The sequence below is a fragment of the Salinibacterium sp. G-O1 genome (assembly GCF_030063305.1).
Taxonomy (GTDB): domain Bacteria; phylum Actinomycetota; class Actinomycetes; order Actinomycetales; family Microbacteriaceae; genus Rhodoglobus.
The window spans coordinates 424,496-441,210 of the sequence record NZ_JASISV010000001.1 but is presented as its reverse complement, the minus strand read 5'-3'; the positions used below and the strand labels follow the sequence as shown (position 1 = coordinate 441,210).

The window sequence follows — 16,715 nt, the reverse complement described above, 5'->3', positions numbered from 1 at the left end:
GATCAGTCTCCTATTGTTCCGGCGAGGCGATAACGGATATCGGTGTCGGCTTGAACGGTACCTGCGGCGCGAATCCAGAGCGCTCGTCCACCGAGACACCGCTGCGCAACGCCGACAGGGCAACGACCACGGGTCCGCAATAGCGGCCCTGGCACTTGCCCATACCGACGCGCGACACTCGCTTGCTCGCGCCGGCGCTTGACGTGAGGTCGTCAAGACCACGCGAAACCGTGTCGAAGCTGAGACTCTCACATCGACACACCGTCGTTTCCGGCGTGGCCAGCTCAACGGTCAGCACGGGAGCCGCGTAGATGCGGTTCAGCGCTGTCTGGAAGCGCATATTGCGCGCCAGGTTGCGACGAGCGGCTGCGAGTTCTCGCTCGAGAGAGCCGGGCACCGCTCCCGTGAGATCCGCGCTGATCGATGCACCCGCAATAACTCCGCGAGCTTGCGCAACCTTCGCACCATGAACCTGTGCCGAATCACCAATGACGTATGTCTCGGGCACGGAGGTGCGGCCATCCTCATCACGCTCAACCACGAGCGACTTGAGGGACTCGTCCCACCGATGGCTGCAGCCGAGCATCCGTGCAATCTCATTGGAGGGGAGAAAGCCATACCCCATGCACACGGCGTCAACCTCGAAGGACCGCTCAGTGCCAGGAACCGGCGTGCCGTCGCCATCCAGGCGTGCCACGACAGCGCCGGTCACGCCGCTCTCGTCGCCGGTCATCCTCACGACGGCACTGCCCGTGATGATGGGCACCCGCGCGCGAGCCAGAGCGAGGCCGTACTTAACTCCGTCAACGATGAGGCCGGGGGACGACAGCGCCATGGTCGCGCTCTGGAGGACGCTCGACGCGCGCACCGGAGTGGCAAGTTCAACGAGGGCGACCACGGTCGCTCCGGCCGCAGCCAGTTCGGCCGCAACCTGCATGTTCAGAGGGCCGTTACCCGCGACCAGCACCCGCTGTCCGGGCGACACCTGATATGACCGGGACAACGTTTGAGCTGCACCGGTCGTCATGACCCCGGGAAGAGTCCAGCCCGGCATCGGCACCCCGCGCTCGTAGGCGCCCGTGGCAAGCACCACACGTTTGGCGCGAATCACCCATCGTTCAACCGGACTCGCTGCGACGATGTGGTCCGGAGCGAACGCACCCCACACTTTTGCGCGGTCAAGGATGTGGACACCGGATGCTCGTGCCCGCCCGATGAGCGCGCGACCCCGTCGGTACTGGCCATCGAGTTGATGTTCGTCAAGGTCGAAGTCAGGGGCCGGCTGCTTATAGTACTGGCCACCAAGCTTGCCGCGTTCGTCGAGCAGCACGACATCGAGCCCGCTTTCCGCCGCAACCGCTGCCGCCGCGAGTCCTGACGGGCCGGCTCCGATGACGACCACATCCGGGGTGAGGGTCGACTCTGGCAGGGATGATCCCGTTTCCAGGCTCGGCAAATCAAGGCGAGGTTCGGCGGATTCCACCACCATGCCATCCGTGGCCGGGGTCATGCACGCGAGGCTCTCCCCCTTGCCCTCGATCATGACCGTGCATTCGGCACACACTCCCATTCCGCAGAAGACGCCACGCTTGTCGTCCTCGCGGGCTACGCGCAGAGCAGGGTCACCCGCCGCGATGAGCGCTGACGCCACAGTGTCGCTCGCCTGAGCTTCGACGCTCGCGCCGTTGTATTTGAGCGTGATCGCGTCGGGCGCTGCGCCAAAGCCCTTACTGTGAATTCGCACTAGTGTTTTCCACTTTTCCGCTGGTATGCCCGCCACGTCGTTGCCCAACGTTCAGGATCATCGAGTCCGGCCGTATTCGCCCTGGCCACGACCTGGTTGTGAGGTGATGTCTTCACAAGATCGGCGTCGCTTCGGGCCTCGTCGATCACGTGTGCGAGCACATCGATCCAGTAGTCGATGTCTTCGATCGACCACGCCTCGCCCGCTTCCGGTGTGAACGGCTCAGGAACAATCCACGGTTCGTGGCTGAGCCAATAGGCGTCGATACCAAAGTCAGTCATGCGGTTCTGGATGTCTACCGCCGTCACACCCGTTTCCTCGGTGATCTCAGCGAGGCTGAAGCGAGTCATTTCCAGCCGTCGCTTCGTCACGCCGGGGAACGCTTTGGTGATCCCCTGGATCTCGAGAATCCGTTTCTCCATGTAGTTGTTGGTGAGCACCGAGAGGTCGGCAGCCTCGCGCAGGCCGTTGCCGCCCATCGCTTTCAACCACGTGTAGGCAGCAATCACCTGGGGCACATTGCCGAGATACTCCCGGATGCGCCCGAGGCTCGAGGGAGACTCAACGAGGCCATAACCATCGTTCAGCTTCTCTACGCGCGGCCCAGGCAGGAACTTGCTCAGCTCTTCCGAGCATCCGTAAGCACCCACGGCGGGTCCGCCGCCGCCCTTCGTCACGCCGAACGTCTTATGCAGCATGAACATGCACGCGTCGAAACCCAGCTCTGCGGCGCGGAGGCGAGTCATGACGCCGTTGAAGTTGGCGTGGTCGTAGAAGCACAGACCGCCCGCCTCATGGACGATGTCGACCCACTCCTTTATATGGGGGTTGTAGATTCCCATGTCGTCAGGGTTGTTCACCATCAACGCAGCAGTGCGGTCGCTCACCGCGGCCCGAAGCGCCTCGATTGACGGATACCCGTTCTCTTCGACCGGCAGCGTGATCACGTCGAACCCGGCCGCGGCAGCGGTTGACGGACTGGATGGGTGCGACTGTGCTGTCGTGATGATCTCGGTTCGCTGCCCCTGCTCGCCCCGCGATGCGTGATAGGCACGCGTCACTGCCGCGTGGGTGAAAGCCGCTGCGGCTCCGCCCCCGGGCTGGAAGGTGAACGCTGGCATTCCCGAGAGGGCGGTCAGCGCCTCCGAGAATTGGTGGACGATCTGAAGCACGCCCTGCATCGTGGACGGGTCCTGGGCGGGATGCACATCTGCCACATAGGGACGCGCAATGATCCGCTCACTGATTCGCGGGTTGTACTTCATCGTGCAGGTGCCGAAGAGGCTGATGCCCACCATGCCCATGGTCTGCTGAGACAGGTGGAGGTAATGGCGGAGCACGTCAGGCTCAGACATCTCGGGCAGGCCCGGGGCCTCGGTCCGGCGCAGCGCTGACGGCACGAGCTCTGCCGCGCCTCTGGCACCCCACGCTGCTGGTGGCACTGTTCCGCGTCGGCCCGGGGCACCCATCTCCATGATGACGGGCTCGCTCCACCGCGCGGAATGGAATGGTCGAATTTCGCTGCGAGTCATCGCTGTACCGCCTTCCGGAGGGCACTGATCAATCGATCAATGTCACTTTCGTTGTGCACCTCGGTTACACAGAACAGGGCGCTCTGGCCAAGCTCCGGGAAGTCGGCGCTGAGGTCTTTGCCACCGAAAATGCCCTCGGCCAAAAGCTGTCGATTGACCTCCGCGACGGTGAGTCCTGTGTCGCTGAAGTCGACGACGAACTCTTTGAAATATCCCGAGGGGAACCGCACCGTGATCCCGTCAATACCGGCGACCCGTTGGGCCGCCTCGTGCGCATTGGAGATGATCGTCGTGCCGATTTCGGCGAAACCGGCCGGCCCCATCAGCGCCATATAAACAGTGTTGCGAATCGCCCAAAGGTAGACCGAGTTGCCGGTCCAGTCATTTGCCTCTTCGCGCGATCCGTACGAGCTCTGCCCGAACAGGGTCAGCCCGAATGCACGCTCACCGGGGGTCAACGTGTCTGTGATGCTGACCTGAAGGGTCGGGAATTCGCGTGCGTACCTCTCCTCGTCGCGCGTCGCGATGAACCCCCCGACGCCTCCTCCCGCATTCAGGGGGACGCCAAGCGGCTGTGTCGATCCAATGACAATGTCTGCCCCATAGGCCGCGGGGGGTGCGACGATCCCCAGACTGAGGGGATCCGTTCCCACGATCATTTCGGCGCCCACCGCGTGGACGAGCGCCGTGATCTCCGCAGCCTGAGCCTCGAAGACACCGAGGTAGTTTGGGGTGTCAATGTAGACGGCCGCGATCGAGTCATCCAGCTTTGCGGCGAGATCCTCTAGATCGACCTGACCCGTCGCGGGGTCGAAGCCGAGGTCGATGATCTCCAGTGCACGGGCTGATCCCTGCTGACCGCAGTAGCTCTCGATGACAGCTCGGCGCTCCGGGTCGATGGCTGCGGTGACAATTACCCGGCTGCGTCCGGTTAGCCGGGCCGCCATGCGTAGCGCATTGCCGCCAGCCGAACCCCAGCTGTACACCGGCAGACCAACGAATTCGAGATCGAGGAGCTCTCCGAGTTGGGAGGCGAACTCGAACCACGCCTGGTTACGCCCGTGATCCGACGACGGCGTTCCCCAAACTGACGTGAGGAACTCGCTGCGTCCCGCGATTTCATCGCATACGGCAGGCACATAGTGCTGCCAGCTCCCCGCACCGAGGAAGCTCAGGTGATCACGGGTATTCGCATTCGAACGGAGGATACCGTCGACATGACGCTCGAGCTCAGCCTCCGAGACGATGCCGTCCGGCAGCGTGGTGCCTTGCGTCCCGTAGTGATCTGCGGGGATCTGCTCAAACAGTTCCTCCACGTCTGCGGCTCCGACGGCAGAGAGCATTCTCTCGTGGGCAGCTTCGGTTGAATTCCCCATATAGGGATGAGGGGTGAGCGGACTCATTTTCGCTTCCTTCCGGCGGGAATTAGTTGGCAATTCGTAAGACAGTGCTGCGGGTGGGAGACGTTCGGACTCGGCGATAGCCCTGGAGCGCGATGTGCGGCTCAGCCCGACCGAGGTCGACGTGAAGCATGGGCGGCTGCAGCGCATCCACCTTGTTTTGCGCCGCAACGATAACGATGTTTGCATCATCGATAAGCGCGAGGACTCGAGGGCTGATCTGTTGGTTGCCTCGACCAAGGAGGAATCCCTGCCCGCCGACAACGCCCAGCACCAGAAAGCTGTTCGGGTGAGCGCTGAGGTGCGAGAACAACGCACCCTCAGACGCATCTCTGGTCACGATCGCGCCGTCGACGACGATGTCGAAACCGTTTCGGGTGCCCTCGAGGCCAAGCGCCGAGAGAATGCTGCCCACGGTCGTGCCTGGGCCGAGTATGTAGGTGGTGCCGGGAAGCATGGACGCAGCGATCTGCGCCCCGAGCGCGCGAATGTCTGCACTCGTGCTGTCAGCGCGCGCCACTTTGGGGCCTTGCACGCCAGCGGTTGTGCGCGGCACCCGGGCAACTCCAATGTTGCTGATGTCGTGCTCCCCCGCTCTGACGTCGAGAACTTCGGTCTCTTCGGTGCTGCGCCGATCACCCGCTCGCAGATACTCGGCGGCAATCTCACCTGCCCGTTCGGGGGTTCGCGCGAAGACGCCGGAGTGCATCTTCACGCCGCTGGGAGCCCCCAACAAGGCGATGCTAGTTCCGAGCATCCCAACAATGTCGGCCGCGGTGCCGTCGCCTCCCGCAAACAGCACGAGGTCGACGCCGGCGTCGCACATTGCACGCGCAGCGGAACGGGTGTCCTCGGCCGTTGTGCAGCCGCTCGCGATTTCGACCGTGGTCGAGACAATAAGCCCGCTTGCCCGAACGCTGTCGGCGCCCATAACTCCGTCGGCAGCGACCACCTCGAGACTTCCGGGGTGCTCCCGACGCAGAACTGTCAGCGTGCGGCGCATCCGCTCTTCTGATCCGGGCAAGGCCCCCAGTGCGCGTGCGCGGGCGGGCGCATCGCCATCAGTGCCGTGTAACGCGACGGTTCCGCCCATGCCGGCGATCGGGTTGACAATCACGCCAACCCGAGGAATCCCGCCCTGGGCACTAGCCAATCAGTCCTTCATCTTTCACTACGTCGTCCAGCGCGCGCCGCGTTCCCGCGACCATCGCTTCAATCTCTTCCTCAGTTGTTGTAAACGGTGGAGAGAATGAAATGGTGTCGGCCGCAGGAAGGGCTCGCGTGATGACGCCGTGCGCGAGGCTGCGTCTCGTCACCTTCGCAGCGAATCCCATGGCTGGATCGAACGCCGTCATCGGTGAGGTGCTCTGCACAAACTCCACAGCACCGACGAGTCCCTGTCCACGAATCTCCGCCACGTTGGGGTGCCCGGCGAACTCCTCCTGCAGCCGGCGGTGCAGGTGTGCTCCGATCGTCGCTGCGCGCTCGGTCAGATTCTCGTTCTCGATGATGTCGAGGTTGGTGAGGGCAGCGGCGGCTGCGAGTGGGTGTGCAGAGTAGGTGTATCCGTGACCGAATCCGCCGTACAGGTCCTGACCCGCCATCACGACATCCCACACCTTGGGCGTAACGAGGCACGCGGAGAGTGGAACGTAGGCAGAGGTGATGCCCTTGGCAACGGTGATCAGGTCGGGCTTCATCCCAAAAGCGGTGGTGCCAAAGTCGACACCAAGTCGGCCAAAGCCGCACACCACCTCGTCGGCGATGAGCAGCACGTCGTACTTATTGAGAACCGCCTGGATCGCTTCAAAGTAGCCTGTGGGAGGAATGATGACACCACCCGCAGCTTGCATGGGCTCGGCTATGAACGCGGCGACGGTATCCGGACCTTCGGCAAGAATGAGCTGCTCCAGCTCGTCCGCGAGCACTGCCACGAACTCGGCGTCCGTCATGCCGGGCTCGGCTTCCCAGAGGCGATGCGGGGGTCGAACGTGCCTGATCATCGGCAGCGGAAGGTCAAAACCGTCGTGCAAATTGGTCAGGCCGGTCAGCCCGGCACTCAGCACGGTGACGCCGTGGTACCCGCGTGTGCGCGAGATGATCTTCTTCTTGTCAGGCAGCCCACGCACGTTGTTGTAGTACCAAACAAGTTTGGCCTGGGTGTCGTTGGCGTCAGAACCGCTGTTGCCAAAGAAGACCCTGGAGACCGGCACCGGTGCCATGTCGGTGAGTCGAGCGGCGAGACGGGCGGGCAGGTCCGTGCCCATGCCGGAGAAGGCGTGGTAGTAGGGCAAGGTCATGGCCTGATGGGCGAGTGCTTCTGCCATTTCGGGGCGGGAGTATCCGATGTTCACACACCACAGTCCGGCCATCGCATCCAGGTAGGTACCCCCGTTTGAGTCCGTGAGCGTGGAACCAGAGCCGCTGACGATTGTGAGAGCTGGGCCCGTCGAGTCGAACGACTTGAGAGCCGTAAACGGATGAAAGAGGTGCTGGCGGTCCATCTCGCTGAGGGAGGCCGAGGATTGCTGTGTCATGGGTGAACTCCCTGGGATTTGATATGCTCATGAACAAGAAAGTGCGTTCTAAGAACTTATGTTCGCAATATGAACCTACCAAATCAACTGCGGAATCGCGACAGTTGACGATCAAAGCTTCCCGCGGAGGAACCCATGGATTATCTCTCAGGCAAGGTCATTCTCGTAACCGGCGCCTCGCGCGGAATCGGCGCAAGCATCGCACGTGAACTCAGCGAGCGCGGAGCTCACGTGATAGCCCAGTACAACACTTCTGCCCACGGCGCGGAAGAAGCCACCGCCGCCGCGCCCGAACGGCTGCTCATCCCCGCCGATTTCTCTGACCCGGCGGCGGCGGCGGCACTCTGGGCTACGGCCGTTGAGTGGAGAGGTCGCATAGACGCGGTGGTCTGCAATGCCGCAGTCATGCCTGAAGTGGATTTTGACGCCACCGCCGCGGAGTGGAATGCGTCGTGGGATCTCGCCCTGCAGGTGAACACCCGCGCCCCATCCGATCTCACACGCCTCGCCGCCCAACACCATCTCGACAACGGCGGTGGCGTTATCGTCGGCATCTCAAGCTGGGCAGCACAACGCGGTGCCTCTAGCGCACGCCTGGCTGCCTACGCAGCGTCAAAAGCGGGCTACGCAGCGATGGTCAAGACGATCGCACGTGCATACGCTGCGAGCGGAGTGCTCGCCTACCTCATTGCACCAGGCGTCGTTCAGACCGAGATGAGCCAGACCGCAGCCGCAAGCTCAGGCGGTGTAGACAAGATCACTGAAGGGCTCGCGATGAAGGAGTGGGTCCCTCCAACCGACATCGCCACACTGGTGGGGATGCTGTGCGAGGGGCGTCTGCGCCACCTCACCGGCGCGACACTCGACGTCAATGGCGCGAGCTACGTTCGATGACGCCAGATATCGGTTCTGTGCTTTTCAGCCCGCTCACCCTGGGAGACGTTACGTTTCCCAACCGCGCGTGGATTTCCCCGATGTGCCAATACTCTGCGGGCGCCGATGGGATACCGAACAACTGGCACCTTGTTCACTTGGGGCAGTTTGCGTTGGGGGGGACGGGCCTCATTCTTACCGAGGCAACCGCCGTCAGCCCGGAGGGCCGGCTCTCGCCGAACGACACCGGGCTGTGGACGGATGCGCAAGCTGCCGGGTGGAAACCCATCGTCGACTTCGTGCACGATCAGGGAACGCTCATCGGGGTGCAACTGGTTCACTCCGGTCGTAAAGCCTCCACGTCGACGCCGTGGACGGGGACCGGCTACATCATGCCGGCCGATGGCGGCTGGTCAACACTTGCCCCCTCGCCGATTGCGTTCACGGGGCTCCCCGAGCCCGAGGAGCTCACGGTGTCTGAGATCGAGCGCATCATCGCCGATTTCGTCGCGGCGGCCCGACGCGCGGTTCAGTGTGGATTCGACGTCATTGAGCTTCACGCGGCCCACGGCTACCTGCTGCATCAGTTTCTTTCACCGCTCTCCAACCAGCGCACCGACTTGTACGGAGGCGACTTCGAGGGCCGAACCCGGCTGCTGCGTGAAGTGGTGTCCGCCGTTCGGGACGTTTGGGCCCCCGGACGCCCGCTGTTCGTTCGCATATCGGCGACGGACTGGGCAGAAGGCGGCTGGACTGTCGAAGACACCGTGCGGCTGTCCGCGGAATTGAAATCCATCGGCGTCGATCTGATGGATTGCTCGAGCGGCGGCATCGCGCGAGTTCCCATCCCTGTTGGCTCCGGATACCAGGTGCCGTTCGCCGCCCGGGTCAGAGCCGACGCTGGGATCGCGACATCGGCAGTCGGGCTCATCACTGACGCCGCCCAGGCGGAGACAATCGTGCGCTCAGGGCTGGCCGACGCCGTCATGCTGGGGCGCGCCGTGCTCCGGGAATCTCACTGGGTGAATCTCGCGGCTCGACAGCTTCGTGGCGACGAGCGGTGGCCCGCTCAGTACGGGGCCGTGGCGAGCAGCTAGCCACCCAGATAGATCCCCGCGAAACGCAAAGGTCCCGGTGCAGCGACAGATGTCGCGGCACCGGGACCACACAATCAGCTGGGTCTAGCTACCCGGCGTCGGATTCGCGATGGCCTCATCGACAAGTCCGAAGTCGATGTCCCAGAAACCGAGGATCTTTGCGTAGGAGCCGTCCGCGATCAGCTTGTTGACCGCGGCAGTAATGGCTTCAGTCATTCCGGACTTCTTGCTGACGGCGACGCCTTCAAGATTCGGCTGGTAGTCAAGGGCCTGGATCTCCAGTCCCTCGGCGCTGCCACCATCGCGGAGCAGCCAGGAAAGCTGACCCTTGGCAGTCATGAACGCGTCAATTCGATCGGATGACACCGCAAGCAGCGCCGCGCCCTGCTGGGGGAACGAGTCGACGGTCGGCGCCTCGGCACCAGCCTCGTCGCAGGATGCGATGATTTCGTCCAACTGGATGAGGAAGGCAGAACCTGCAAGCGCTCCAACCCGGAGACCACAGAGGTCTTCGGGTGTGGCGATGCTGTGGCCAGCTCCTTCCTTGGTAATGACGCCGGTCGTGCTCTCATGTACTGCCACGATGTCGACGACCTTGAGGCGCTCCTCCGTCACGATGATCGAAGCCCATGACGTGTTGTAGCGACCATTCTCAATGCCCGGGATGAAGGTGTCGAACGCACCCGACACCTCAGCGGTGTACTCGAGCCCCAGAACGGCGGCCGTAGCGCGAGCCAGGTCAGGGCCCCAGCCGGCCAATTTGTCGTTCTCGTCGAGGAACGTGTCAGCGGGAGCATTGTCATACTGAATCGCCGTGAGCTTGCCGGAGGCGGAAACCTCTTCAGGAACCAGCGCCGCCAGCTCGCTGTCTTTCTGGATCATCACTCCGGCAACCTCGACGCCCGAGTCGCTGCCTCCTGCGTCCGAGTCGGAAGTGGTGGCGCTGCAGCCGGCAACCACTACCGCGATTGCGGCGGATGCGGCCACGGCAATGAACCTGCGGTTCGCTGTGGGGGTTAGCTTCATTGTGGGTACGGCTCCTTCGTCGTCAGCCAATATTGTTCGCTTAGCGTGCAAGTGTTCATCAAGCGTGCATTGCTGTCAATGGTTTTCGGCTCGAAGCAAGGCCACAGTTTGGTAAACTTTTTCGTTTTTCGAACACTTGGTCGCTGCGCGAACAACGCCTATGATGAAATGATGGTCGGTCGCCGCTCGAAGCGAGGCCAAATATCCACGAGAGCAGGGGTGCTTCATGAGAACTAAAGAGACCTCAGAGAAGGAGCCCGGGCGGGGTCCACTCACCACGCAACTTCAACTCGCTACTTCCCCATCGATCAAAGCCGTAAAGGCAGCGCGGAACGGAAGATCCACCCTAAGCACGGTTGCCGGTTGGGCTATCCGCATCTTCGTGGTGATCGTAATTCTCGAGGTCATTTCGAAATTTGTTTCGGCAGAGGCCATGAGATGGGATGTGGTCGGCTCGTACCTCTTCAGCCCGAAGGTGCTGAGCGGCGTCGGATTGACACTGTTCCTCACGGTAGTCGCGATGGTGTTGGGCAGCGTGATCGGTCTTCTCCTAGCCCTCATGAAGATCTCAAACAGCCTGCTGTTGAATGTCGCCGCAGACGGGTATATCTGGTTATTCCGCGGCACACCCCTGCTGGTCCAGCTGCTTTTCTGGTACAACCTCGCGAGCTTTCTTCCCAAGCTCACGATGGGCGTGCCGTTCGGGCCGCAGTTGCTCGAATTCGACACCAACACGGTCGTGACCGCGATGATGGCCGCCATGCTGGGTCTTGGGTTGAACGAAGGCGCGTACATGTCGGAGATCTTCCGGGCCGGCATCCAATCCGTTGATCACGGACAGACAGAAGCCGCGGCCGCACTGGGCATGTCGCGCCGAAACGCGATGAGACGAATCGTCCTTCCGCAGGCAATGCGCGTGATCGTGCCGCCGACGGGCAACCAGGTCATCTCAATGCTGAAGGGCACCAGCCTCGTCAGCATCGTCGCCATTAGCGAGTTGCTGTATACGGTGCAGGTGATTTACGCGCGAACGTTCGAAACGATTCCGCTGCTCGTCGTCGCCTGCATTTGGTACCTATTCCTGACCACGGTTCTATCAATCGGGCAGCACTACATCGAGCGCTACTACTCGAAGGGCGTGAATAGGAACGTTCCAGACTCCTATCTGACCAAGTTCAAGAAGGTCTTCGGTTTGGGCGGTCGGCAACCATTCGCTACAAAGGAGATTGCGCACTGATGAACGCTGATTCCGACCCAATAATCCAGATCGAAAACCTCTCTAAGCACTACGGCAAGCTTCAGGTTCTGCGTGGCGTCGAACTCAACGTGTATCCCGGCGAAGTCGTGTGCATTATTGGCCCTTCAGGGTCTGGAAAGAGCACGCTGTTACGTTGCGTCAACCACCTCGAGAAGCCAGACGGCGGCGTGGTGCGCCTCCAGGGCGAGACCGTCGGCGTGCGTGAGTCGCGTGGAAGCCTCGTTGAGCTGACTCCTGCCGAGCTCGCACGCCAGCGCGTCGACATCGGGATGGTGTTTCAGAGCTTCAACCTGTTCGGCCACATGACCGTTCTTGAGAACATCATCGAGGCGCCAATTCAGGTGCTCGGGACAAGCCGCTCCAAGGCGCAGGAACACGCCATGCAGTTGCTCGAGTGGGTTCGGCTTGAGGGGAAAGAAAACACCTACCCCCGCCAACTTTCTGGCGGACAGCAGCAGCGCGCCGCGATCGCCCGCGCACTCGCCATGCGGCCAAAAGTCATGTTGTTCGATGAACCAACTTCCGCCCTTGACCCTGAGACCGTCGGGGAGGTGCTCTCGATCATGCGACGTCTTGCCAACGAAGGACTCACCATGATGGTCGTAACGCACGAGATCGACTTCGCACGTGAGGTTGCCGACCGGGTCGTGTTCATGGATGGCGGCGCGATTGTCGAGATGGGCACGCCGGCTGAGGTGCTCGACCGCCCGAAGGAAGATCGCACCAGGCAGTTTCTTTCCCGGATCCTGAAATCAAACTCGGCCGCGCAGTCGTAGCCGAAGGCATCTGCCGCGACTAGGGCCGCTTGTGGCCTTCGCTAGTTCTCGACGATCACGCTGGGCACATCGCCCTGGTGTCTCAGGCCCTCAAGCTTGATCATGGCCAGCTCGCGACGCAGAACGTTTGCTTCCCAGTCTCCTCCGGGGAGCACCTCATTCATTTCATCCATCACATAGGCGATGGTCTCGGGTATCCAGGGGTCGCCCGCGCCTCGGGCGCTTCCGATGCGTGCATAGACGGAACCGTTAACTTCGGCGTGCCGTGCGGTGCCACCGCGGGTATTCAGCTCCGACGTCGCGAACGGGCCTGTGATGGACCAACGCCGACCGAGGCCGTCGCGCACGAGAGTGTCAAGGTCCCGCGGCGTGACAACGCCCTCTCCCACCAGGAAATAGGCCTCGCGCAGAAGTGCGCCCTGAAGGCGGTTGAACACAAAGCCCTCGATCTCATTCCTGACCACCACCGGCGACATCCGCACCGATCGCAGCAGTTCGACCGCATTGTCAGTGGTTGCGTCACTCGTGTACTCAGACGGCACCACCTCAGCGACCCTGAGCAGGTACGGCGGGTTAGCGGGGTGCACCACCAGGCAGCGGTCCCGCCCCGGAAGGCCAGAGGTGAACCGCGACGACGGGATCGTGGATGTCGAACTCGCAAGGGTTACGTCAGGAGGGGTCGCTTCATCGAGCCACGCGAACAAATCCCTCTTGACCTCAACGGACTCGGTCACGCTTTCCTGCACATGATTCGCGCCCCGAATCACGTCCTCGCGCGACGTCACCACCGCAATGCGGTCGAGAACGGTCGCCACGTCCTCGCTAATGAGACCTGCCTCGGCGAGCTTTGTGAGACGGAATTCCACCGCGGAAAGGAACCTCTCCAGCATCGCAGGCTGCGAGTCATACGCGCGCACGTTGCAGCCACCGGTCCCGAACACCACGGCCCACCCAACGCCGATTGTTCCAACCCCCATTAGCGCAATGGTGGGAGACGGGCGGTCGTGCTTGAGGCTGGTGTCCACGCTGGTGTCACAGTCCCAGAAGCTTGGCCTGCTGCGAAATGCGATCCATGATCGGAAGGATGCGGCTGACGCGCTCTTCGCCCTCGGCCCCGAGCTGGGCGAAGGTGGTGAGTGGCGGACGGACCGTCCCCACCGGATAGCCAGCCCGGGCAGCGAGCTCCTTCGAGTAGCACTGGTGACCGTATGTGGGGTGCCCCTCGGCGATGATCTCGTCAAGTTCGTCGATGAGCCGCTGGATAGTGCGCGCCTCTTCGAAACGGCCTTCCGCGGCGAGCTTAACAAAGCCTGCGGATGCCCGAGGGATGTAGTTGCCGTAGGGATTGACATAGCCAACCGCTCCGAGGAGATAAGAGTCGACGACACGCTCCCCGGCGAAGACGTTGATGAGACCGTCGCTGGCTTCGAGCACATCCCGCACACGCCCGAGCTCCTGGCTCGATTCCTTGATGTACCGCACGTTCTCGAAAGCACGGGCCAGGCGGGCGACGAGCTTCGCACTCATGTCGACATTGGATGTCACCGGGTTGTTGTAAAGCATGATCGGCACCTGAACGGCTTCACTGATCGCTTGGTAATGACGGAAGATCTCGTCGTCAGTGGGGGTGTAATAGAAGGGAGGAAGGATCATCAGGCCGTCGGCGCCGAGCTCTTCGGCTTGAGTGCTCCGACGCACTGCCTCTTTGGTGCTGGCGGCCATGGCGCCGACGAGCACTGGAATACGACCAGCAATGTGCTTGACAGTCTCTTCGATGAGCTGCTGCCGTTCATCATCCGTTACCGCAACAAACTCACCGGTGGTTCCGAGCATGATGATGCCGGGGACGTTCTCGGCGAGCTGCCAATCGAGAAACTTCCGAAGTGCAGCCACGTCGATCGACGAGCCGTCTGCGGTGAACGGGGTAACGGCGACGGTATAGCTGCCTCGAAGCTCGACGACCATAATTTCCTCTCTGCGCACGAATGTGCGTGTAATGAACTTTTACAGCATAGGGGAGATCGGGCGCATGCGACATTGATTCTCTCAACATAGGTCACTCTGCGGACATCCCGGTCGTAGATCGCACACCGTGCCCCTAGGCGCTATATGCTACTTTCTTGTCGAGCGACAGTCAGGTAAGGACTAAAAGTGAGCGATACAGAAAGCCCCGCAAACGGAGCGGCTGATTTCGTCCAGTCCCTCGACCGCGGACTCCGCGTCATACGCGCATTCAGCGACCGGCATGATCGCCTGTCGATGGCGGATGTTGCGCGCGCAACCAACCAGAGTCGCGCTGCCACGCGCCGCTTCCTGCTCACGCTGGAGTCGCTGGGCTACCTGGGCGTCGACGACAAGAGGTACTACCTCCGCCCACGAGTGCTCGAACTCGGCTATGCGTACCTGTCATCGTCGACTGCAGTCGAGGTGACTCAGCATTACATGGAGGAGCTCAGCAAAGAACTCAACGAATCATGTTCTGCCTGCGCCTACGACCGCGGCGAGATCGTTTATGTCGCCCGTGCGGCTGCCGACCGAATCATGACCGTGAACATCGGAGTCGGCCGTCGGCTTCCCGCGTTCGCGACCTCCACTGGTCGACTCCTGCTCTCCTCGCTCAGTCCCGAACTACTCGACGATTTCTTTGCGACGTATCCACGGCCCGCGCTCACGAACAAGACAATCACCGACGAGAGCGAACTGCGGGCCCTCATCGCGACAGCCGGCAAGCAGGGGTGGACCATAAACGACGAGGAGTTTGAGCAAGGCGTTCGCGCTGTTGCCGCTCCGGTCTACGACGCGAATGGAGTGATGTGGGCGGCTGTCAATATCTCAGTGCCCGCGTCGCGTGCTTCGATGAAAGAGCTCGAGTCGAAGTTCCTGCCCCGCCTGCTCGAAGTAACCCAGCAGATCTCGCGCGACATCAAGCGCTGACAGCGCCGACAGCGCCGAGCACGCCCGTTGCGGGCGGCCCGGCCTGTTCGAACGAGCTCTATTCGATCGAGGACTCGTCGACCGTTAGCGCGATGTATTTCGGCTCGAGGAAGTCATCCAGCCCATCGTGGCCGCCTTCGCGCCCGAGGCCGGAAGACTTTACACCGCCGAAGGGCGCAGATGGCTCAGCCATGATGCCGCGGTTGACCCCCACCATGCCGAACTCAAGTCGCTCTGCAAGAGTGATCGCCCGAGAGATATCGGTCGTGAAAAGGTAAGCGGCGAGGCCGTAGTGAGTGTCGTTAGCGAACTGCAGCGCCTCGGTGACCGAGTCCACTGTGTAGAGCGCCGCGATAGGAGCAAAGATCTCGTCGTTGCAGAACTCGTGCTTCTTGTCAGGGAAACTCAGCACGGTGGGCTCGAAGAAGAAGCCATCACCTTCAATCGGCTTTCCTCCGAGCAGGAGGGTGGCCCCTGCTGCATTCTGGAAGTCCTCCACCAAGCGCTCTGTACGCTCACGCTGACGAGCATTGATGAGTGGTCCAACAACGGAGGTGCCATCGAAGCCGTCGCCCACCGGCAACGCCCTGGACGCAGCAACAAACTTCTCGGTGAACTCCTCGGCGATGTCACGATGAAGAATGATGCGATTTGCAGCAACGCATGCCTGGCCGGCATTCCGGAACTTGCAGTTAACTGCCTCCCGCACGGCGAGGTCTACGTCGGCGTCAGCGAGCACAATGAAAGGCCCATCGCCGCCGAGCTCCATGGAGGCATTGACGATGTTGCGTGCGGACTGCTGCAGAAGGATGCTTCCGACCGCCGTCGAGCCGGTGAAGCTGACCTTGCGCAATCTCTGGTCGGCCAACAGCGGAGCCGAAATTGAAGCTGAGTCGCTCGTGTGAATGAGGTTGACTACCCCTGGCGGAAAACCCGCCTCCTCGAGGGTGGAGACGAAGAGGGCCGCGGTTAAGGGCGTCTCGCTTGCCGACTTCAGGACAACCGTGCACCCCGCAGCCAGCGCAGCGCCTCCTTTTCGCGCGTTCATCAACATGGGGAAGTTCCACGGCGTTATGAGCAAGGCCGGTCCGACAGGTTGTTTGGTCGTCATCACACGGAAGCCGCCCGAGGACGAGGTCGAATACGTTCCGTGGATATGCGCGATCTGTTCTGCGTACCACTGGAAAAAGCTCATCGATAGCGCAAACTCGCCTACCGACTCTGCCCGCGGTTTTCCGCTTTCCAGGGTCATGATGTCGGCGAAGGCATCGGCGCGCGACACCAGCAGTCGATGCGCGGAATGAAAGAGATTTGCCCGCGCGCGCGGGGCCATCTTTCGCCACTCGTCCTGAGCAGCGACGGCCGCATCAAGCGCACGAATCCCGTCAGCTGGCCCACCATCGCTAACGCTCGCGATCACATCGCCAGTCGATGGGTTCACCACTGTAAATTCGCGCTCTGTCGTTTCCCAGGACCCGCCGACGTAGATTCCCAGCGGCACCTCATGATCACGAACCATCGCGTGTGATTCTCGGGCG

Annotated in this window: 14 protein-coding genes; 5 read left to right on the top strand and 9 right to left on the bottom strand. The window is 62.0% G+C overall.

Going from position 1 to position 16,715, the window contains the following annotated elements; translation table 11 throughout:
- Positions 1-10 precede the first annotated feature (10 nt).
- From QMG83_RS02155 to QMG83_RS02135, 5 genes are read right to left on the bottom strand one after another with little or no spacing between them, the layout of a single operon-like run.
- Positions 11-1,744: an FAD-dependent oxidoreductase gene (locus QMG83_RS02155; RefSeq protein ID WP_283503724.1), complete on the bottom strand. Its 1,734-nt coding sequence runs from the start codon at positions 1,742-1,744 to the stop codon at positions 11-13.
- Positions 1,744-3,276 (bottom strand): aminomethyl-transferring glycine dehydrogenase subunit GcvPB, encoded by a 1,533-nt coding sequence (gene gcvPB / locus QMG83_RS02150; RefSeq protein WP_283503723.1) that lies wholly within the window; start codon positions 3,274-3,276, stop codon positions 1,744-1,746. Before gcvPB ends, QMG83_RS02155 begins: the two co-directional genes overlap by 1 nt.
- Positions 3,273-4,679 carry an aminomethyl-transferring glycine dehydrogenase subunit GcvPA gene (gcvPA, locus tag QMG83_RS02145; RefSeq protein ID WP_283503722.1) on the bottom strand — a complete coding sequence of 469 codons (1,407 nt, stop codon included), beginning with the start codon at positions 4,677-4,679 and terminating at the stop codon, positions 3,273-3,275. The genes gcvPB and gcvPA overlap by 4 nt, the downstream gene beginning before the upstream one ends.
- 22 nt (positions 4,680-4,701) lie before the next feature.
- Positions 4,702-5,829, bottom strand: a complete 1,128-nt coding sequence (locus tag QMG83_RS02140) for an ATP-NAD kinase family protein (RefSeq protein WP_283503721.1) — start codon at positions 5,827-5,829, stop codon at positions 4,702-4,704.
- Positions 5,822-7,213, bottom strand: coding sequence for an aminotransferase (locus QMG83_RS02135; protein ID WP_283503720.1), 1,392 nt, complete (start codon positions 7,211-7,213; stop codon positions 5,822-5,824). Before QMG83_RS02135 ends, QMG83_RS02140 begins: the two co-directional genes overlap by 8 nt.
- 135 nt (positions 7,214-7,348) lie before the next feature.
- Here QMG83_RS02135 and QMG83_RS02130 point away from each other — a divergent pair, with 135 nt between their 5' ends.
- Both QMG83_RS02130 and QMG83_RS02125 read left to right on the top strand, forming a co-directional pair.
- Positions 7,349-8,107, top strand: coding sequence for an SDR family NAD(P)-dependent oxidoreductase (locus QMG83_RS02130; protein WP_283503719.1), 759 nt, complete (start codon positions 7,349-7,351; stop codon positions 8,105-8,107).
- A complete protein-coding gene (locus QMG83_RS02125; RefSeq protein ID WP_283503718.1) occupies positions 8,104-9,183 on the top strand; it encodes an NADH:flavin oxidoreductase/NADH oxidase in 1,080 nt (359 codons plus the stop codon). Before QMG83_RS02130 ends, QMG83_RS02125 begins: the two co-directional genes overlap by 4 nt.
- Positions 9,184-9,267: 84 nt before the next feature.
- On the opposite strand, the gene QMG83_RS02120 is transcribed toward QMG83_RS02125, so the two are convergent.
- A complete protein-coding gene (locus QMG83_RS02120; protein ID WP_283503717.1) occupies positions 9,268-10,209 on the bottom strand; it encodes a transporter substrate-binding domain-containing protein in 942 nt (313 codons plus the stop codon).
- A 382-nt stretch (positions 10,210-10,591) separates the two neighbouring features.
- On the opposite strand from QMG83_RS02120, the gene QMG83_RS02115 reads away from it, so the two are divergent.
- The gene (locus tag QMG83_RS02115; protein ID WP_283503716.1) at positions 10,592-11,446 is read left to right on the top strand and encodes an amino acid ABC transporter permease; all 855 of its coding nucleotides are present in this window, start codon (positions 10,592-10,594) and stop codon (positions 11,444-11,446) included.
- Positions 11,446-12,243, top strand: a complete 798-nt coding sequence (locus tag QMG83_RS02110) for an amino acid ABC transporter ATP-binding protein (RefSeq protein ID WP_283503715.1) — start codon at positions 11,446-11,448, stop codon at positions 12,241-12,243. Before QMG83_RS02115 ends, QMG83_RS02110 begins: the two co-directional genes overlap by 1 nt.
- Before the next feature lie 41 nt (positions 12,244-12,284).
- On the opposite strand, the gene QMG83_RS02105 is transcribed toward QMG83_RS02110, so the two are convergent.
- Together QMG83_RS02105 and QMG83_RS02100 are read right to left on the bottom strand one after the other, a co-directional pair.
- On the bottom strand, positions 12,285-13,220 hold the full coding sequence (locus tag QMG83_RS02105) for a 3-hydroxyacyl-CoA dehydrogenase NAD-binding domain-containing protein (protein ID WP_283503714.1): 936 nt from the start codon (positions 13,218-13,220) through the stop codon (positions 12,285-12,287).
- 55 nt (positions 13,221-13,275) lie between these two features.
- Positions 13,276-14,208 carry a dihydrodipicolinate synthase family protein gene (locus QMG83_RS02100; protein ID WP_283503713.1) on the bottom strand — a complete coding sequence of 311 codons (933 nt, stop codon included), beginning with the start codon at positions 14,206-14,208 and terminating at the stop codon, positions 13,276-13,278.
- Between the two features lie 186 nt (positions 14,209-14,394).
- Between QMG83_RS02100 and QMG83_RS02095 the strand changes: the two genes are divergently transcribed.
- The gene (locus QMG83_RS02095; RefSeq protein WP_283503712.1) at positions 14,395-15,177 is read left to right on the top strand and encodes an IclR family transcriptional regulator domain-containing protein; all 783 of its coding nucleotides are present in this window, start codon (positions 14,395-14,397) and stop codon (positions 15,175-15,177) included.
- Between the two features lie 58 nt (positions 15,178-15,235).
- Here QMG83_RS02095 and QMG83_RS02090 read toward each other — a convergent pair whose 3' ends face one another.
- Entirely contained in the window at positions 15,236-16,696 is a 1,461-nt protein-coding gene (locus QMG83_RS02090) for an NAD-dependent succinate-semialdehyde dehydrogenase (protein ID WP_283503711.1), read from the bottom strand.
- Positions 16,697-16,715: the final 19 nt, after the last annotated feature.